Source organism: Massilia sp. YIM B02769, from assembly GCF_030411995.1.
Lineage (GTDB): Bacteria > Pseudomonadota > Gammaproteobacteria > Burkholderiales > Burkholderiaceae_D > Telluria.
In genome coordinates this window covers 1-17,917 of record NZ_JASNRC010000021.1, presented here as the reverse complement: position 1 = coordinate 17,917, position 17,917 = coordinate 1, and the positions used below count along the sequence as shown (strand labels likewise).

16 protein-coding genes are annotated in these 17,917 nt (G+C 64.3%); 9 read left to right on the top strand and 7 right to left on the bottom strand.

Annotation, left to right across the window (positions count from 1 at the left end):
* The first annotated feature begins 116 nt into the window (after window positions 1-116).
* From QPK31_RS24820 to QPK31_RS24810, 4 genes are all read left to right on the top strand, one after another.
* Window positions 117-773 (top strand): CPBP family intramembrane glutamic endopeptidase, encoded by a 657-nt coding sequence (locus tag QPK31_RS24820; protein WP_290425569.1) that lies wholly within the window; start codon window positions 117-119, stop codon window positions 771-773.
* 61 nt (window positions 774-834) lie between these two features.
* Window positions 835-1,104, top strand: a complete 270-nt coding sequence (locus QPK31_RS26285; RefSeq protein WP_313176068.1) for an ADP-ribosylglycohydrolase family protein — start codon at window positions 835-837, stop codon at window positions 1,102-1,104.
* A gap of 11 nt (window positions 1,105-1,115) precedes the next feature.
* Window positions 1,116-1,775 (top strand): ADP-ribosylglycohydrolase family protein, encoded by a 660-nt coding sequence (locus QPK31_RS24815; protein WP_308634296.1) that lies wholly within the window; start codon window positions 1,116-1,118, stop codon window positions 1,773-1,775.
* Between the two features lie 20 nt (window positions 1,776-1,795).
* Entirely contained in the window at window positions 1,796-2,248 is a 453-nt protein-coding gene (locus QPK31_RS24810; protein ID WP_290425568.1) for a hypothetical protein, read from the top strand.
* A gap of 2 nt (window positions 2,249-2,250) precedes the next feature.
* On the opposite strand, the gene QPK31_RS24805 is transcribed toward QPK31_RS24810, so the two are convergent.
* Window positions 2,251-2,715 carry a DUF2127 domain-containing protein gene (locus QPK31_RS24805; RefSeq protein ID WP_290425567.1) on the bottom strand — a complete coding sequence of 155 codons (465 nt, stop codon included), beginning with the start codon at window positions 2,713-2,715 and terminating at the stop codon, window positions 2,251-2,253.
* A 96-nt stretch (window positions 2,716-2,811) separates the two neighbouring features.
* Between QPK31_RS24805 and QPK31_RS24800 the strand changes: the two genes are divergently transcribed.
* Window positions 2,812-3,153, top strand: coding sequence for a helix-turn-helix transcriptional regulator (locus QPK31_RS24800; protein ID WP_290425566.1), 342 nt, complete (start codon window positions 2,812-2,814; stop codon window positions 3,151-3,153).
* 81 nt (window positions 3,154-3,234) lie between these two features.
* On the opposite strand, the gene QPK31_RS24795 is transcribed toward QPK31_RS24800, so the two are convergent.
* Window positions 3,235-3,897, bottom strand: a complete 663-nt coding sequence (locus QPK31_RS24795; RefSeq protein ID WP_290425565.1) for a hypothetical protein — start codon at window positions 3,895-3,897, stop codon at window positions 3,235-3,237.
* Window positions 3,898-4,278: 381 nt separating this feature from the next.
* On the opposite strand from QPK31_RS24795, the gene QPK31_RS24790 reads away from it, so the two are divergent.
* Together QPK31_RS24790 and QPK31_RS24785 are read left to right on the top strand one after the other, a co-directional pair.
* Window positions 4,279-5,667 (top strand): pyridoxal-phosphate dependent enzyme, encoded by a 1,389-nt coding sequence (locus QPK31_RS24790; protein ID WP_290425564.1) that lies wholly within the window; start codon window positions 4,279-4,281, stop codon window positions 5,665-5,667.
* Between the two features lie 8 nt (window positions 5,668-5,675).
* Window positions 5,676-6,854, top strand: coding sequence for a PLP-dependent aspartate aminotransferase family protein (locus tag QPK31_RS24785; RefSeq protein ID WP_290425616.1), 1,179 nt, complete (start codon window positions 5,676-5,678; stop codon window positions 6,852-6,854).
* 26 nt (window positions 6,855-6,880) lie between these two features.
* On the opposite strand, the gene QPK31_RS24780 is transcribed toward QPK31_RS24785, so the two are convergent.
* The 4 genes from QPK31_RS24780 to clpS form a co-directional block, all read right to left on the bottom strand.
* A complete protein-coding gene (locus tag QPK31_RS24780; protein WP_290425563.1) occupies window positions 6,881-8,491 on the bottom strand; it encodes a methyl-accepting chemotaxis protein in 1,611 nt (536 codons plus the stop codon).
* Window positions 8,492-8,694: 203 nt separating this feature from the next.
* The gene (locus QPK31_RS24775; protein ID WP_290425562.1) at window positions 8,695-12,081 is read right to left on the bottom strand and encodes a S41 family peptidase; all 3,387 of its coding nucleotides are present in this window, start codon (window positions 12,079-12,081) and stop codon (window positions 8,695-8,697) included.
* Between the two features lie 453 nt (window positions 12,082-12,534).
* Window positions 12,535-14,835 carry an ATP-dependent Clp protease ATP-binding subunit ClpA gene (clpA, locus tag QPK31_RS24770; RefSeq protein WP_290425561.1) on the bottom strand — a complete coding sequence of 767 codons (2,301 nt, stop codon included), beginning with the start codon at window positions 14,833-14,835 and terminating at the stop codon, window positions 12,535-12,537.
* Window positions 14,832-15,134 carry an ATP-dependent Clp protease adapter ClpS gene (gene clpS / locus QPK31_RS24765; protein ID WP_229438817.1) on the bottom strand — a complete coding sequence of 101 codons (303 nt, stop codon included), beginning with the start codon at window positions 15,132-15,134 and terminating at the stop codon, window positions 14,832-14,834. The genes clpA and clpS overlap by 4 nt, the downstream gene beginning before the upstream one ends.
* A 346-nt stretch (window positions 15,135-15,480) precedes the next feature.
* On the opposite strand from clpS, the gene QPK31_RS24760 reads away from it, so the two are divergent.
* Window positions 15,481-15,684 (top strand): cold-shock protein, encoded by a 204-nt coding sequence (locus tag QPK31_RS24760; RefSeq protein WP_020653506.1) that lies wholly within the window; start codon window positions 15,481-15,483, stop codon window positions 15,682-15,684.
* 158 nt (window positions 15,685-15,842) lie between these two features.
* Here the strand turns inward: QPK31_RS24760 and icd are convergent, their stop codons facing one another.
* Window positions 15,843-17,099, bottom strand: a complete 1,257-nt coding sequence (gene icd / locus QPK31_RS24755) for an NADP-dependent isocitrate dehydrogenase (protein WP_290425560.1) — start codon at window positions 17,097-17,099, stop codon at window positions 15,843-15,845.
* Between the two features lie 188 nt (window positions 17,100-17,287).
* Between icd and QPK31_RS24750 the strand changes: the two genes are divergently transcribed.
* Window positions 17,288-17,845, top strand: coding sequence for a pseudouridine synthase (locus QPK31_RS24750; protein WP_290425559.1), 558 nt, complete (start codon window positions 17,288-17,290; stop codon window positions 17,843-17,845).
* Window positions 17,846-17,917 lie beyond the last annotated feature (72 nt).

The following is a 17,917-nucleotide window of genomic DNA, read 5'->3' as shown; positions in this document are numbered from 1 at the left end:
AGCGGCTTGCCTTGAGAACAATCGTTCTCTTAGACTGAGCAGCGGTGTGCGATGCGCGTCGCTGGGGCGCAGCCGCACGTGTTGCCTTGTTCAACCTTCCATTTGCGAGTGCCGCCTTGGCTTCCGCCGCACAACAACGTCCTTCCTACAGCGAAGCAGCAGTGCTGGTAGCCATCGTGTTCGGATGGTTCATTCTTTCGTCGGTGTTCGCCGCACTCGACGGCTTCCCGACGCCTGCGGCGTTTTCGGATGCCTCCCTGGTAGGCCTGATGGTGACGGAACTGGTGCTGGGGGCGATGGCCTTGTCCTTCCTGCGCTTTCGCGGCCATGCATTGAAGGACCTGCTGCCGGCACCGGACTGGCGCGGCGCCATGGAAGGCACCGTCCTGTGCGGCGCGGCGATCATTGCCTGTGGCGTGGTGAACGCCCTGCTCCCTTCCAGCCCCGGTGCGGTCGACCCGGTGGCCCGGATGCTGGCGCAAGCCAAGCCTTCTTTGACCGTGGCGCTTGCCGCGTCCGTATTGAATGGCCTGTACGAAGAAACCTTCCTGCTCGGCTACCTGATGCGTGGCTTCGCCTCGTTCGGCGCCTCGTTTGCTTTGGGACTGAGCGTGCTGGTGCGCGTCCTGTACCACCTGTACCAGGGTCCGGCGGGCGCCGTGTCCATCGTCGTCTTCGGCATCATGCTTGGCGTTTCCTATTGGCGCACCCGCCGGCTCTGGCCCGCGGTCGTCGCGCACATCCTGGCCGACATCATCGGCTTGTCCTGGTAGGCGCTATCCAGCAGAATTTCCACATCGGGCACACCACCAACCGTATCGAGCAGGAGCAGCAGTGATTGCCATTCAAGACCGCTATCGCGGCGCACTTATCGGACTCGCCTGTGGCGACGCCATCGGAACCACGGTCGAATTCCAGCCGCGCGGCAGCTTCCCGCCATTGACCGACATGGTCGGCGGCGGTCCTTTCGACCTGAAACCGGGCGAATGGACCGACGACACCTCGATGGCCCTGTGCCTGGCCCATAGCCTGCTGCATGTCGGGGGATTCGACCCGGTCGACCAGATGAACCGCTACTGCAACTGGTATAACTGGGCTATATGAGCTGGGGCTACATGAGCAGCACCGGCGAGTGCTTCGATATCGGTAACACGACGGCGCAGGCGCTGCGCAGGTATCTTGACGACCGCAACCCGTTTGCCGGATCGACGGATGCCTCTTCCGCCGGCAACGGCGCCTTGATGCGTCTTGCGCCGGTGCCGATGTATTACGCCGAGGACGAAACGGCGGTATTGCGCTACGCCGGCGACAGCACGCGCACGACGCACGGCGCGCAGGAGGCGATCGAATGCTCGCGTCTCTTCGGCCTGCAATTGCGCGCGGCCTTGAAAGGCGCCTCGAAGGAAGCCATCCTGTCCGTCGCCTGTCCCGAACCCTTGAGCGCGCGGGTGGCGGCGATCGCCAACCGCGCTTTCCTCGATAAACCGGTCGGACAGATCAAGGGCAGCGGCTACTGCGTCCAGTCCCTCGAGGCCGCCCTCTGGTGCTTCTGGCACGCGACCTCGTTCAAGGACGCCGTACTGCAAGCGGCCAACCTGGGCGACGATGCCGATACGACCGCGGCCATCTGCGGGCAACTGGCGGGCGCATACTACGGCGTGGGAGACATTCCCCAGGCCTGGATCGACAAGCTGGCGATGAGCGACGATATCGTGGTGCTTGCAGACAGGCTGCTTGCCGAACGCCACGAGGTCTCCTCCCTGTCCAGCCAATAGCGTCAATCCACGAGGCGAACATGCATATCGAACGCATCGACTTCGACGAGGTCTTCGATGTCCAGCCGGGACCGGGCGACTTCAGTTTCCGGAGCGGGGGACAAACCCACTACGCCGTGAATCTCTGGCGCGGCCTGATACCGCAGGCCGGATCGTCCTACCTCATCGCCTTTGCCAAACCTGGCGACTGGTCCACGGTCCTCGGCTGGCTCGACCTGCAAACGGGAACGCGCCGGCTCAAGAACAACACCTGGCTTGCCGTGCTATCCGACATGACGGCCATCGCCTGGCTGGCGCCCTTCCTGCTGGGCGGCGCGCTGCTGTTCATCGGTCCGGGGGCGGCGCTTGCCGTGCTGCTGGCCTTGTGCGGCTTCGCCTGCCTGCGCCTGTACCAAATCGCCAGCCGCGGGCGGCGGGTCATGCGGGCGCTGTTGGCAGCCCATGCGGGAACGCCGTCCTCAGTGGCCGGCTAACTTCAGGGCGCGATCCGGGCCGCCCGGCGTTGCCGCAAACTGTAGATCATGAAGCCGACCACGCCCAGGTTGACGGCAAGCAGCGCGGCGCTGAGCAGGCTGGGCCGGTGAAACAGTTCCCGGCACTCGAAAGGCAGGTAGACGGCGCCGCTGGCTGCGGCAAAGGCTTCGCCCCAGGCGCGTTCGAACCATAGTCCATAGGCCTCGACCATGCGCACGGCGGAATACGCGAGCGCCGCTGCGGCGAGCCCCATCAGGTGCGCATCGTCGAGCTTGCCCGCATAGGCGAGGAACACGCGCGGCGTGTGCGCGGCGGGGTTCAGGTGGGCATGCGTGACCAGGGCCTCGGCGAGCTGCTGCACATTCCGGTGCACGAGTGCGAACAGGCCGAAACCGGTCAGCAGCACGACCAGGCCTTTTGCTGCCTCGATGGCGGCCACGGTGCGGATACCTTGCGACAGACGCATGCTTCTTCCTCTCCCGGCGATTGACCCGTCCCGGATTTTGCCAGAAGCGCCCGTGCACGCGCGGACGGGAGAGTCCGGCACGCCACCGGAACGCAGATGGCGGCCCTGCCCGAGCCGCTCGACCCGCGCGCCTTGCGCGTGGCGGCCATGGTGCGGCAAGACCTGGCCGACCGCCGCACCGTTGCCGAACTTGCGCGCGCGGCGGGCGCCAGCGCGCGTACGGTCGAGCGCCTGTTTGCCACCGAAACCGGCATGTCTTTCGGCAGCTGGCGCATTCGCCACCGCATCCTGGCGGCCCTGGAGCGCCTGGCCTATGGCGACAGCGTCGGCGACGTGGCCTTCGCCGTGGGCTACGAGTCGGCGTCGAGCTTTGTGGCCACCTTTCGCCAGGCGTTCGGCACGACGCCGGCGCGTTACTTCGATTCTCCGCAGGTCTAGCTGCGTTGCGCGCAGCCGATGCTGATCAACGCAGACCGATCAACGCAGGCCAATCCACGCAGGCAGATCAGCCCATGCCGATCAACGCATGCACGTCACATAGGCCTTGACGTCGCTGCCCGACGGCGTCGCTACGCCGCTCGCCAGATTCAGCGCCACGTGCGTGCTGGCGCCGGCGCCGGCGTCCGCCGTCCAGGCGTCGCCCGTGGCCCAGTTCTGCCCCACCAGCTGTCCTGAATCGATCAGCGCCTTCAGCTCGGCCTGGGTTGGCAGTTTCCAGCCGGTCTTGCCCTGGATCGTCGTGTTCTTGCAGAAGGCATCGGCCTTGGCCCAGTCCAGCACGAACGACGCCGGCATCCACACGACTTCGCCGCGGGTGACGAAAGCGGCGGTGGTGGCGGGCGCCACGCACTGGCCGTTTTCGCGCACCGACGGCGGCTCGCAGACGCGCGCGGTCACGGTCAGCAGGGTGCTGGTCGAGGTCGGGTTGTAGCTCCCGGTTTGCGGCTGCGACGCCGTGATGGTGCTGGTGCCGGCCACGTGCACGGTGACGGTCTTGCCGACGATGGTGGCCACGGCCGGGTTGCTGCTGGTGAAGACGAACTGCCCCGGGCTGTCCGAGCTTGGCGCAACCAGGTCGAAAGGAGCATCGCCTTCGACCTTGTTAATTGCCGGGAAATCGCCCAGCTCGACGCCGTGGCCGCCGCAGGCGGACAACACGAGCAGCACTGCGGCTGCGGTCATGGAAAGAATGCGCTTGATGCTCATAAGATAGACGTCCGGGGGCGAAAAGGATGGAGCAGTATAGCACCGGCCGGCAATATAAATTGACAAAATCATATGCTGGCGGGGTAGACCGATTGAGCCTGCGCAGCCCGTCCAGGCTGCCGATATGCTTCAGAAGCGTGCCTCATGAATCGCATACCGATATGCGATTATCTTATTAAACAAGCATGACTAGACATGTTAATGTGACGCCCCTCGACGCTGCGCGGTGTGCCATGATGACAGTTCAACCCCGCACCGCCAGATCGCCGTAAGATACCTTGTTGTTCACAACTGGCGCCCATCCGCGCCATCTTTCCTGCGTTCACGGCGCCCACAAGGCGCCACTTTGGAGGCAACATGCAACGCGAAACGGAACACCTGTCACAGGCAGCGATCTTCTCGCTGATCGGCAATACCCCGTTGGTACAAGTCACGCGCATGGACACCGGTCCCTGCCAGCTCTTCCTCAAGCTTGAATCGCAGAATCCCGGCGGCTCGATCAAGGACCGCATCGGCGTGGCCATGATCGAAGCGGCCGAGGCAGACGGCAGCCTGAAGCCCGGCGGCACCGTGGTCGAGGCCACCGCCGGCAACACCGGCCTGGGCCTGGCCCTGGTGGCGCGCATCAAGGGTTACCGCGTGGTGCTGGTGGTGCCCGACAAGATGGCCGCCGAAAAGGTGCTGCACCTGAAGGCCCTGGGCGCCGAGATCCACCTGACCCGCTCCGACGTCGGCAAGGGCCACCCCGAGTACTACCAGGACGTGGCGGCGCGACTGACGCGCGACATCCCCGGCGCCTGGTTCGCCGACCAGTTCAACAACCTCGCCAACCCGCGCGCCCACGAAACCACCACCGGCCCCGAGATCTGGCAGCAGACCGGACACGATCTCGATGCCATCGTGGTCGGCGTGGGCTCGTCGGGCACCCTCACCGGCCTGTCGAACTACTTCAAGCACGCCCAGCCGAACCTGGAATTCGTGCTGGCCGACCCGCAGGGTTCCATCCTCACCGAATACGTGCAGACCGGGCACCTGTCGAAGGACGCGGGTTCCTGGGCGGTCGAAGGCATCGGCGAAGACTTCATTCCCGGCATCGCCGATCTCTCGCGCGTGAAGAGCGCATACAGCATCAGCGACGAGGAAAGCTTCAACACCGCGCGCGCCCTGCTGCAGCACGAAGGCATCCTGGCCGGTTCCTCCACCGGCACCCTGCTCGCCGCCGCCCTGCGCTACTGCCGCGAACAGACCACGCCGAAACGCGTCGTCACCTTTGTCTGCGACACCGGCACCCGCTATCTCACCAAGGTCTACAGCGACGGCTGGATGGTCGACCAGGGCCTGCTGCAGCGGCCGAAACTGGGCGACTTGCGCGACCTGATCGGGCGCCGCTTCGACGCCGGCGAGGTCGTCTCCCTGGCGCCGACCGATACCCTGCTCACCGCCTTCAACCGCATGCGCAGCAGCGACCTGGCCCAAATGCCCGTCATCGACAACGGCCGCCTGGTCGGCATCATCGACGAATCCGACCTGCTGCTGCATGTGATCGACGAACCCGGGCACTTCAAGTCGCCGGTGTCGCACACCATGACGGCGCATCTGCAAACCCTGAAGCCATCGAGCAGCATGGCGCAGTTGCGCAGCATCCTCGACCGCGGCCTGACCGCCGTGATTGCGGACGGCGACAAGTTCTATGGCCTGATCACCCGTTTCGACCTTCTCAACCATCTGCGCAGGACCTTATCGTGACCACTACCGTGAACGACACCGACAACAAACAGCATCTTGCCACCCGCGTCATCCACGGCGGCCAGGCGCCCGACCCGAGCACCGGCGCCGTCATGCCGCCGATCTTCGCCACCTCGACTTTTGTGCAGGAGAGCCCGGGCGTGCACAAGGGCCTGGACTACGGCCGTTCGCACAACCCCACGCGCTGGGCGCTCGAGCGCTGCGTGGCCGACATCGAAAGCGGCAGCGCGGCGTTTGCCTTCGCCTCCGGCCTGGCCGCGATTTCGGCAGTGCTGGAACTGCTGCCGGCCGGCTCGCACATCGTGGCCGGCGACGACATGTACGGCGGCACCTACCGCCTGTTCGAGCGCGTGCGCCGCAAGAGCGCCGGCCACAGCTTCAGCTACGTGAACCTGGCCGATCCGGAAGCGCTGGCCGCCGCGATCACGCCTGACACGAAAATGGTCTGGGTCGAAACGCCGACCAACCCGATGCTGAAACTGGCCGACCTGGAAGCGATTGCAGGCCTGTGCCGCGAGCGCGGCATCATCAGCGTCTGCGACAACACCTTCGCCAGCCCGATCAACCAGCGCCCACTGGAACTGGGCATCGACATCGTGGTGCACTCGACCACCAAGTACATGAACGGCCACTCCGACGTGATCGGCGGCGTGGCGGTGGTCGGCAATGCAGCCCACCATGCCGAGCTGCGCGAAGGGCTCGGCTTCATCCAGAACGCGGTGGGCGCGATCCAGGGTCCGTTCGACAGCTTCCTGGTGCTAGGCGGGATCAAGACCCTGGCCCTGCGCGTCGAGCGCAGCAGCGCCAACGCCCTGGCGCTGGCGCAGTGGATGGAGCGCGAACCGAAGGTGCGCAAGGTGCATTACCCCGGGCTGGAATCGCACCCGCAGCACGCGCTGGCGCGGCGCCAGATGGATGCTTTTGGGGGCATCATCTCGATCGAACTCGATACCGACCTGGCGGGCGCGCGCCGTTTCCTCGAAACCTGCAAGGTCTTCACGCTGGCTGAAAGCCTTGGCGGCGTCGAGAGCCTGATCGAACATCCGGCCCTGATGACGCACGCGACGATTCCGCCGGCGCAGCGTGCGGAACTCGGCATCGGCGACAGCCTGATCCGCCTGTCGGTGGGCATCGAGCACCTGGAAGACCAGCGCGCCGACCTGCAGCGCGCATTGGCGGCGGCGTAGTCAGCCGGCGTAGTCAGGCGGCGTATTCAGGCGGCCAGTGCCAGCCGCTGCGGCGCGGGCTCAAATGCCACAGCGGCATCGGCTACCGGCTCCCCACGCAGTTTGAAGGTGCCGACCAGGCGCGCGAGTTCCGCCGCCTGCTCGCGCATCGCGTCGGCGGCGGCCGCCGCTTCCTCGACCATCGCCGCGTTCTGCTGGGTCGAGACATCCATCTCCGCGATTGCCTTGCCCACCTGGGCTACCCCGCCGGCCTGGCTGGCACTGGCGCTGTCGATGGCGGCCAGGATCGCCGCCACCTCGCGCACGTGGGCCAGCACGGCGCGCATGGTGGCGCCAGCCGCGTTCGCGATGCCGGTGCCCGATTCGATTTCCGCGCTCGATGTGCCGATCAGGGTCTTGATCTCTTTCGCCGCCTGGGCCGAGCGCGCCGCCAGGTTGCGCACCTCGGACGCCACCACCGCAAAGCCGCGCCCCTGCTCGCCGGCGCGCGCCGCTTCCACCGCCGCGTTCAGGGCCAGGATGTTGGTCTGGAAGGCGATGCTGTCGATCATGCCGGTGATGTCGACGATGCGCGCGGCCGACGCCTTGATCGCGCCCATGCGCGCCACCAGCTGCTCGACGGCTTGCGCGCCCTCGCCGGCCACGTTCGACGCGGTCTGGGCCAGGCTGTTCGCGTGCCGGGAGCTGGCATTGTTCTCCGCGATGGCCTCGAGCAGCGCGTCCATCGCGCCCACGGTCTGGCGCAGGGCCGTGGCCTGGCGCTCGGTGCGCTGCGACAAATCGTGGTTGCCGTCGGCGATTTCGTTGGATGCCGAATCGATGGCGTGGGCGCCTTGCAGCACCCGGGCCACGGTGCTGGACACGCCGCCGGTCATGCCGTTCAGGGCATCGAACAGGCGGCCGATTTCGTCGTGGCGGGTGTGGGCGATGGTCGGGCGCAGGTCGCCGTGCGCAACCTGTTCGGCCAGCAGCACGGCCTGCTGCAGCGGGCCGACGATGTTGCGGGTCAGTAGCCAGGCCAGGATGGCGCCGATGGCCAGCGCGGTGGCGCCGAGCGCCAGCAGCAGGCCCTTGCTGAAGGCGGTGCTGGCGGCAGAGGCGTCGGCCAGGCGGTGGGCTTCGCTGCTTTCATATGCGAGCAGCGCCTCCAGCGCGGCGGCCTGCGCCTGATAGGCCGGTTCCCAGCGGTTGTGGATGATGTCTTCGACGATGCTGGTCTGGCCGAGATCCTTGGCGCGGAACAGGTCGGCCTGGGCGGCGGCCAATGCCGTGCCGTGCCTGGCGGCGGCGGCGCTCAGGCTGCGTTCTTTTTCGCTGGCGGGCAGCTTCTTCAGCTTGGCGGCGGTGGCGGCGATGTTCTTGCGGCCGTCGGCCAGCTTGGCCTGGAAATAGTCGGCCAGTTCCAGGCTGTCGCTGCGCGCGATGGCAATCGTACGCGAGCCGTTCAGGCGTTCGAGGCCAAGCAGGTCGGAGACCAGCTGCTGCTTGGCGAGCTTGTCCTCGACCAGGTCGGCGGTGAGGGCGTCGGCGGCCTGCATGCGCCACAGGGCGACGCTGGCGATGACGACGATGACGAGGGAAACGATGGCGAAGGAACCGAGGATCCTGGTGCCGGTGTGGAGCTTTGCAAGTCGCATCACGGTGGGGTGAAGTGAAGAGAATACTTGCAGTGTAGAAACTTAATGTGACAGGGATGTGAACGCCGGAGAGATGATGATTTTGCCGATGATCGGGGGATGAAGCGGTGGGTACGAGTACCCACCCTACGTAGGGTGGGTACTCGTACCCACCATTGCGCATCATGCATTGACGCGGCGCCACCCGCACGCCGCGGACCACATCACTCCCGCTTCAACGCCGGAATCGCCGCCGGCTTCCACGGCTTGACCGGCTGCTCCCGCATCTTCTTCTGCAGCAGCTCGATCGCCACCTCCAGCTGGCGGTCGCGCCCTTCGAAGGTCTCGTGCGGCAGGTTGTCGACCTCGACGTCCGGCGTCACGCCCACGCCCTCGATCAGCCACTCGCCGTCGGTCGAGAATTGCCCGAACTCCGCCGCGCGCGCCATGCCGTTATCCAGCAGCCCATTACCGTCGCTCAACCACACGCCCGCGCCGGCGGTGCGCTTGCCGACCAGCGGCCCGAGCTTCAGCGCCTTGATGCCAGCGGCAAAGGTCTCGCCGTCGGAATAGGTCAGCTCGTCGACCAGCACCACCAGGTGGCCGCGGAAGGTGTTCTGCATGTTCGACTGCGGCTGCTTGCCGTTCGACGCCCAGAAGGCCCAGGAGCGGCGCAGCAGCTTCTCGATGATCCAGCTGTCGATGTTGCCGCCGTTGTTGCGGCGCACGTCGATGATCAGGCCTTCCTTGTTGATGTTGACGTAGAAGTCGCGCGCAAAGGCGTTGATGTCGCGTGCGACCATGGCGCGCAGGTGCAGGTAGCCGATCTTGCCTTTCGACGCCGTATCGGCCTGCTGGGCCCTGCCCTGTTCCCAGTCGGCGTAGCGCAGGCTGGCGTGCTTCGCCATCGACACCGGCGTGACGATGGTTTGTCTCGGCTTGCCGCCCGGGGTCTTCACCCCCAGCAGCACCTGCTTGTCGGCCTGGTCCAGCAGCAAATCGGCGATGTCGCGCGCATCGACCAGCGACTTGCCGTTCACGGCCAGGATGATGTCGCCTTCCTTCACGTCGACGTCCGGCATCGAGAGCGGACCGGCTTCCGACGGCAGTTCCGGCTCGCTGCGGTAGACGCGGTCGACGCGGTAGCCTTCGGCGGTACGGGTCAGCACCGCGCCCAGGGTGGACGGCGTGCCTTCGCTGGCCGCGCGGCGCAGCTCGCCCGGACGGATCTGCGAGTGCAGCGCACCGACTTCGCCGACCATCATCCCGAGCACGTCGTCGAGTTCGGCGCGGTCGGTCACGCGCTCGACCAGCGGCGCGTAACGCGTGCGCACGGCGTTCCAGTCGATGCCGCGCATGTTGGCGTCGTACAGGAAGTCGCGGTGCATGCGCCAGGCGTCGTTGAACATCTGCACCCACTCCATGCGCGGGTTCGAGCTCACCGCCCAGTCGTCGACCTTGATCTTCGCCTTGGTCAGATCGGCCGGGGCCTTGGCGCCGGCGTCGACGATCAGCATGTCGCCCGGCGTGCCCTTGGCGAAGGTACGGTAGAAGACGTGCTTGCGGTCCGTGGTCAAACCGAACTCGCGCACGTTGGCGACAAAGGTTTCCAGCTTCGGCGTGCTGCGTGCGATCTCCAGCGTCTTCAGCGTACCCTTGCCGCCTTCTTCCGCATCGAGCACATACAGGCGCTTGTCGTCGACGGCCAGTGCGCTGTAGTTGCCCGATTCGACAGGCACTTCGTACAGGCGCTCGCGCAGGCCGGCATACACGATGGCCGGGGTCGGCGCCTTCGGTTTCTCGGCCGCCGCCGATGCTTTTGCAGTCGCAGTGGCCGCAGCTGTCGCTGCCGCCACTGCTGCGCTCTTGTCGGCGTCGCGGTCGTCCGGCGACTTGATCGCTTCGCGCGCGGCGGCCTCCGGCGACTTTTCTTCCGGCTTGGTCAGCTCGTCTTCGGGCTTGAACGGGAAGCGGCTGCCCGGCTGCAGCGCCAGCGCATACACCCCGACGCGCTTGTCGAACACCGGCCCCATGTTGCGGTCGCCCCAGGGCGAGGCGTTACCGAGGTTGAAGTTGCGCGCCGAGAGGAAGTACAGCCATTTGCCATCGGGCGAGAACACCGGCGCATGCGATTCGTAGCGGTCGGTGGTGACGAAGGCCATCTGCTTCGTGGCCAGGTTGAACATGCCGATCTGGTTGCGCTGCTCGCTCGATCCGGCGCGGACAAACGCCAGGTTGCGGCTGTCCGGCGACCATACCACCTGGTCCGGGCGATCGATGCCGGCCTGGCCGGCGTCGTCGATGATGACGTTGGTTTTCTTGTCGAGGTCCAGCAGCCAGGTGCGGCCCTTCTTGTCGGTGTGGGCCAGCCATTTGCCGTCCGGGGACGGATACAGGGCGGCGCGGTGCGAGGCGCCGTCGCGGGTCAGGCGCTCGCCGCTGCCGGAACCGTCGGCCGCATAGCGCCAGATCTCGTTTTCGCCGCTGGCGTCGACAAAGGCGTAGACCCATTTGTCGTCGTGGCTGAAGACCGCGCTGCGGGCACGGGCGCCGTCCGGCACGGCGATCTCGACGCGGCGGTGCTTGCCGGTGCCGGCAATCGTCACACGGCCGCGCGCGGTGATCACGATGCGCTCGGCCTTGCTGGCCGGCTCGATGCTGGTCAGCGCATCCAGCGGCGACTTCACGCGGCGCATGCGCTGCTGGTCGAAGTCCGACAACAGGCTGGCGTTCAGGCGGCTGTCCTGGCCGCTGGCGATGTCGAACACGTGCAGGTCGGCGCCCAGCTGGTAGGCGATGCGGCCGTCGCCGAGCGAGGCGCTGCGCACGTCCCATTCCTTATGACTGGTCAGTTGACGGCGGTCGGAGCCGTCCGGGTTCGCGCTCCACAGGTTGTCGGCGCCGTTGGCGTCGCTGATGAAGTAGAGGCGGCCCTGCCACCACATGGCGCGGCGGTTGTTGGCGGCATTTGCATCGCTGCCCTTGAACAGCTGCTGGGCTTCGCCTTTGCCGCCGAGCTCGTAGCGCCATAGCTGGGCGGTGGCGCCGCCGCGGTAGGACTTGACGTTATCGTTGGTCATGGCCAGGCCCATGCGCGTGAAGTAGACGGTCTTGCCGTCGTCGCTCAGGGTGGCGTCGTTGGCATCGGCCAGCGGCAGCACGCGGCGCGCGAGTTTTACCGGATCGAGCGCGGCGACCACGCGGTGTTTCGAGGGGCCGGTCGAGTTCTCGGTGCTTACCAGGACCTCGCCGTTTTTGGTCCAGCCGAGGACCGTGACGCCGCCGTTCTCGAAGGTGATGCGCTTGGGCAGGCCGCCCTCGATCGGCATCACGTAGGCCTCCTGGGCGCCTTCGTAGGAGGCGGCAAAGGCGACGAACTTGCCGTCGTGCGAGATGGCGGCGTGGGTTTCGGCGGAGGGATGCGTGGTCAGGCGCGTGGCCTTGCCGCCATTCGTCGTCGTGCGCCAGAGGTCGCCCTCGGCGGTGAAGACCACCGTGTCGCCGCGCACGGCAGGGAAGCGGAAAAAAGGATCGGCGGCGACTGCCTGGCTGCCGACGAGCGCGAGCGATAGTGACAATGACTGCGCGAGGATGGTGCGGGACAGGTTCATGCGAGTGGTGGCGTTGGCAAAAGAAAATGAGTTTGCCATATGGAATGCATGAGGTGGCGTGCATACGTGCAAAAAAAGACCTGGCCCGCGACCGGAGGAATGCGGGCCCGCGGCTTTGTGCATTCGTGGCCCGCGGCTTTGCGCATTTGTGGCCTGCGGCCTTGCCCGTATGGTGGGCACTCCGTGCCCACGCGGTTACGTGTTCGTCCGGAGTCGGCGGCTGCCGGGATTCGCTCCGCGGCGTTACCACGATCGCGGGCGTTAACGAGGCGCTTTTGGATGCTTGGTCGGAACGCCTTATTCCCCATGATCCGCCGCGCTAACGCGTTGCAAGCTTCCGCGTGGGCACGGGGTGCCCACCGTACGGGACATACATCGATTAATCAGGACGAAAAAAAACCGCGCACAAGGCGCGGTTTTTTTGTGAAGCGATCGAACTCAATTCATCTTGAATTACTCGATCTCGACCGTCTCGGCCGGTGCCGGTGGCGGCAGCGCATCCCCTTCCGGGAACTCGAGCACCACGTCGTCCTTCTCGTTCAAATCCACCGTCACACGCCCGCCGTTGACCAGGCGTCCAAACAGCAGCTCGTCGGCCAGCGCCTTGCGGATCATGTCCTGGATCAGGCGCGACATCGGACGCGCGCCCATCTGCGGATCGAAGCCCTTGGCGCCGAGGAACTTGCGCAGTTTCTCGGTGAAGATGGCTTCCACCTTCTTCTCGTGCAATTGCTCTTCCAGCTGCATCAGGAACTTGTCCACGACGCGCAGGATGATGTCTTCGTCCAGCGCGCGGAAGCTGATGATCGAATCCAGGCGGTTGCGGAACTCCGGCGTGAACATGCGCTTGATGTCGGCCATCTCGTCGCCGGTCGCACGCGCATCCACGAAGCCGACCGAACGCTTGGTCAGGCTCTCGGCGCCCGCGTTCGTGGTCATGATGATGATCACGTTGCGGAAGTCGGCCTTGCGTCCGTTGTTGTCGGTCAGCGTGCCGTGGTCCATCACCTGCAGCAGGATGTTGAAAATGTCCGGGTGGGCTTTTTCAATCTCGTCCAGCAGCAGCACCGCGTGCGGCTTCTTGGTGATGGCTTCGGTCAGCAGACCGCCCTGGTCGAAGCCGACATAGCCCGGCGGCGCACCGATCAGGCGCGACACCGCGTGGCGCTCCATGTACTCCGACATGTCGAAGCGGATCAGCTCGATGCCGAGGATAAAGGCCAACTGCTTGGCCACCTCGGTCTTGCCGACGCCGGTAGGTCCCGAGAACAGGAAGGAACCGATCGGCTTGTCCTGCTTGCCCAGGCCCGCACGCGCCATCTTGATGGCCGAAGCCAGTGCATCGATGGCCGGGTCCTGGCCGAAGACGACGTTGCGCAAATCGCGGTCGATCGTCTGCAGCTTGCTGCGGTCGTCCTGGTTGACGGTCTGCGGGGGAATCCGCGCGATCTTCGCGATGATTTCCTCGATCTCGGTCTTGCCGATGGTCTTCTTCTGCTTCGACTTCGGCAGGATGCGCTGGGCCGCGCCCGCTTCGTCGATGACGTCGATCGCCTTGTCCGGCAGGTGACGGTCGTTGATGAAGCGTGCAGCCAGTTCCGCCGCGGTGGAGAGCGCCGACGACGAGTACTTCACGCCATGGTGCTCTTCGAAGCGCGACTTCAGGCCACGCAAAATCTGCACGGTCTGCTCGACCGATGGCTCGTTGACGTCGACCTTCTGGAAGCGGCGGCTGAGGGCGTGGTCCTTCTCGAACACGCCGCGGAATTCCGTGAACGTGGTCGCGCCGATGCACTTCAGCTGGCCGTTGGCCAGGGCCGGTTTCAGCAGGTTCGAGGCATCGAGCGTGCCGCCCGAGGCCGAGCCGGCGCCGATGATCGTGTGGATCTCGTCGATGAACAGGATGCCGTTCGGGGTGTCCTTCAATTGCTTGAGGACAGCCTTCAGGCGCTGCTCGAAATCGCCGCGGTACTTGGTGCCGGCCAGCAGCGCGCCCATGTCGAGCGAGAACACGACTGCGTTCTGCAGGATTTCAGGCACGTCTTCCTGGACGATACGCCATGCCAGCCCTTCCGCGATTGCGGTCTTGCCGACACCGGCTTCGCCCACGAGCAGCGGATTGTTCTTGCGGCGGCGGCACAGGATCTGGATCACGCGGTCCACTTCCTCTTCGCGCCCGATCAGCGGATCGATCTTGCCGTCGGCGGCCGATTTATTCAGGTTCTGGGTGAACTGGTCGAGCGGGCTTTCCTTTGTCGCGCCTTCGACCTGCGCCTCTTCCACGCCTTCCGACGCCTTCTGGCTGTCGATCTGCTGGTCCTTGCGCACGCCGTGCGAAATGAAGTTCACCACGTCGAGACGGGTCACGCCCTGCTGGTGCAGGTAGTAAACGGCATGCGAATCCTTTTCGCCGAAGATCGCCACCAGCACGTTCGCGCCGGTCACTTCCTTCTTGCCGTTCGACGCCGACTGCACGTGCATGATCGCGCGCTGGATCACACGCTGGAAGCCGAGCGTCGGCTGGGTGTCGACCTCGCCCGTGCCGGGCACGGTCGGGGTATTGTCACCGATGAAATTGGTCAGGGTCTTGCGCAGGTCATCGATATTGACCGCGCATGCACGCAGGACTTCAGCGGCCGAGGGATTGTCGAGGAGCGCAAGCAGCAAGTGCTCCACGGTAATGAACTCGTGCCTTGCCTGTCGGGCTTCGACAAAGGCCATGTGTAGGGATACTTCAAGTTCCTGCGCAATCATACTTCCTCCATCACGCACTGCAGGGGGTGACCCGCCTTGCGCGCATGCGTTAAGACAAACTCCACTTTGGTACACGCTATATCTTTGGAAAACACGCCGCACACGCCTTTACCATGGCGGTGCACGGAAAGCATGATCTGCGTCGCCGTCTCGCGATCCTTGTTGAAGTACTCCTGAATGATGGCCACCACAAATTCCATCGGTGTGTAGTCGTCATTCAGCAACGCCACCTGATACAGGGGCGGTGGTTTAATCGTCTGCCGCTCCAGCAGCTGTTCGGTATCGTGCTTCGTTGCCATGGGCGTATTCTAATGCTTTCAAGGATGATGCAAAGCGTAAAGATCAGATCACTCGACTGGAGCGCTTCACTCTGCTCACTTCGACTCGCCTTCATCTTACTTGTTTTCCGTTGAAAGCGCAGATGGCGTTCCGATTGCGGAAATCAAGAGGGGGTGATGCAGGTCGTGTGAAGAATTTAGCAACAGTTGCCTTAAAGGGCTTGACTTACAACTTTAGTGCATCAACAATGCAAACATTGACATGTACTTATGTACTTGTTGATAAGAAGTGAGCAGGCTGAGGAGGGGGCAAGAAGCTTCTTGCTTTTATGGCTCGTGTGATTTGTTTTTATTTGAAAGTTCTTTTATGGCAACTGGTACTGTTAAGTGGTTCAATGATTCCAAAGGCTTTGGCTTCATCACTCCAGATGACGGCGGCGAGGATCTGTTTGCACACTTCTCCGCGATCAATATGAACGGTTTTAAGACCCTCAAAGAAGGTCAGAAAGTCCAATTCGAAGTCACGCAAGGCCCTAAAGGCAAGCAAGCTTCCAACATCCAGGGCATGTAATCATCCCTGTGGAAAGCCACTGCGAAGAACCCCGCTCCGGCGGGGTTTTTTTTCGCCCGCATTTCAGCGCGCCCTGCCCTTATATATATGTCCGGCTCCGCAAATAAAAAGCCCCGTATCGGAACGGGGCTGTGCGGGGTGTCGACCTGCCTGCCGGATCAGCCCATCTGCTCGATCATCACGTCGCCGAATCCCGAACACGACACCTGGGTCGCGCCTTCCATCAAACGCGCGAAATCGTAGGTCACGCGTTTCGACTGGATCGCCTTTTCCATCGAGGCGATGATCAGGTCGGCCGCCTCGACCCAGCCCATATGGCGCAGCATCATTTCGGCCGACAGGATCAGGGAACCCGGATTCACGTAATCCTTGCCGGCGTATTTCGGTGCAGTGCCGTGGGTGGCTTCGAACATCGCCACCGAATCCGACATATTCGCGCCCGGCGCAATGCCGATGCCGCCCACCTGGGCCGCCAATGCATCCGAAATATAGTCGCCGTTCAGATTCAGGGTGGCGATCACGCTGTATTCGGCCGGGCGCAGCAGGATCTGCTGCAGGAAGGCGTCGGCGATCGAATCCTTGATCATGATGTCGCGCCCGGTCTTCGGGTTCTTGAACTTGCACCATGGGCCGCCGTCGATCAATTCGGCGCCGAATTCGGTTTGCGCCAGCGCATAGGCCCAGTCGCGGAAACCGCCTTCGGTGTACTTCATGATATTGCCCTTGTGGACAATGGTCACCGATGGCTTGTCGTTGTCGATCGCGTACTGGATCGCCTTGCGCACCAGGCGCTCGGTGCCTTCGCGCGAGACCGGCTTGATGCCCAGGCCCGAGGTTTCCGGGAAGCGGATCTTCTTGATGCCCATTTCATTCGTCAGGAAGGCGATCAGTTTCTGCACGCCTTCGGAACCCGCCGCCCATTCGATGCCGGCATAAATGTCTTCCGAGTTTTCGCGGAAAATCACCATGTCGGTTTTTTCCGGCTGTTTCAAAGGCGACGGCACGCCGGCGAAATACCGCACCGGGCGCAGGCAGACGTACAGATCGAGTTCCTGGCGCAGCGCCACGTTCAGCGAACGGATGCCGCCACCGACCGGCGTGGTCAGCGGACCCTTGATTGAGACCACGTAATCCTTCAGCACGGTCAAGGTTTCTTCGGGCAGCCAGACATCCGGACCATACACGCCGGTCGACTTTTCGCCGGCGTAGATTTCCATCCAGCTGATCTTGCGCGCACCGCCATAGGCACGGGCCACCGCCGCGTCGACCACCTTGATCATCACCGGCGTGATGTCGGCGCCGGTGCCGTCGCCCTCGATATAGGGAATGACGGGATGGTCTGGTACAGTCAGCGAAAAATCGGCGTTGACGGTGATTTTCTGGCCGTCGGCGGGTACATTGATATGTTGGTACATCGTGTTCTCCGAAATGATCGCGTGCTCAGGCGGGAAACTTGCCCGGTCCGGCGCGCGGGCATGGTCTGCGAACTGCATTACAATGCCGGCTTTCGCCGCGGGTCCTCTATAAGAGATGTCGTCTTGCATTATGCACCAGTCTTGTGCAATGCGCCACGCTCGGCAGTCCGAACCTTTCCAGCCCTTCCATGCCCCTGATTCTCTTCAATAAACCCTTCCAGGTCCTGTGCCAGTTCAGCCCCCAGGAGGGCCGCCAGTCGCTGGCCGACTACCTCGACATTCCCAACATCTACCCGGCCGGCCGCCTCGATGCCGACAGCGAAGGCCTGATGCTGCTCACCGACGACGGCAAGCTGCAGCACAAGATCGCCCATCCGGACCACAAGGAAGCCAAGACCTATCTGGTGCAGGTGGACGGCGTGCCGGATGCGGACGCGCTGGCGCGGCTGCAGGCGCCGATCGACCTCGGCGATTTCGTGACCAAACCCTGCCGCGCGGTGCGCATTGCCGAGCCGGAGTGGCTGTGGCCGCGCAACCCGCCGATCCGGGCGCGCGCGGACAAGCCGACAGGGTGGATCGCGATCACGCTGGAGGAAGGCAAGAACCGGCAGGTGCGCAGGATGACGGCGGCGGTGGGCTTGCCGACGCTTAGGTTGGTGCGCAGCAGCATCGGGCCGTTTTCGCTGGCGACGCATCCCTTGATGCCGGGCGAATACATCGAGGTGCCGGCAGGATCGCTGCGCTGACCGTATCTATGGACTCCACCCGTTTTGCAAGAAGAGGATTGAATTTTTGCCTTTAGGTAGAGTTGCGTGTAT

Bases quoted from the DNA above. Each gene is read 5' to 3' on its own strand.
- QPK31_RS24815 (WP_308634296.1), top strand. From the start codon at position 1,116: ATGAGCAGCACCGGCGAGTGCTTCGATATCGGTAACACGACGGCGCAG.
- QPK31_RS24810 (WP_290425568.1), top strand. From the start codon at position 1,796: ATGCATATCGAACGCATCGACTTCGACGAGGTCTTCGATGTCCAGCCG.
- QPK31_RS24805 (WP_290425567.1), bottom strand. From the start codon at position 2,715: ATGCGTCTGTCGCAAGGTATCCGCACCGTGGCCGCCATCGAGGCAGCA.
- QPK31_RS24800 (WP_290425566.1), top strand. From the start codon at position 2,812: ATGGCGGCCCTGCCCGAGCCGCTCGACCCGCGCGCCTTGCGCGTGGCG.
- QPK31_RS24795 (WP_290425565.1), bottom strand. From the start codon at position 3,897: ATGACCGCAGCCGCAGTGCTGCTCGTGTTGTCCGCCTGCGGCGGCCAC.
- QPK31_RS24790 (WP_290425564.1), top strand. From the start codon at position 4,279: ATGCAACGCGAAACGGAACACCTGTCACAGGCAGCGATCTTCTCGCTG.
- QPK31_RS24780 (WP_290425563.1), bottom strand. From the start codon at position 8,491: ATGCGACTTGCAAAGCTCCACACCGGCACCAGGATCCTCGGTTCCTTC.
- QPK31_RS24775 (WP_290425562.1), bottom strand. From the start codon at position 12,081: ATGAACCTGTCCCGCACCATCCTCGCGCAGTCATTGTCACTATCGCTC.
- clpA (WP_290425561.1), bottom strand. From the start codon at position 14,835: ATGATTGCGCAGGAACTTGAAGTATCCCTACACATGGCCTTTGTCGAA.
- clpS (WP_229438817.1), bottom strand. From the start codon at position 15,134: ATGGCAACGAAGCACGATACCGAACAGCTGCTGGAGCGGCAGACGATT.
- QPK31_RS24760 (WP_020653506.1), top strand. From the start codon at position 15,481: ATGGCAACTGGTACTGTTAAGTGGTTCAATGATTCCAAAGGCTTTGGC.
- icd (WP_290425560.1), bottom strand. From the start codon at position 17,099: ATGTACCAACATATCAATGTACCCGCCGACGGCCAGAAAATCACCGTC.
- QPK31_RS24750 (WP_290425559.1), top strand. From the start codon at position 17,288: ATGCCCCTGATTCTCTTCAATAAACCCTTCCAGGTCCTGTGCCAGTTC.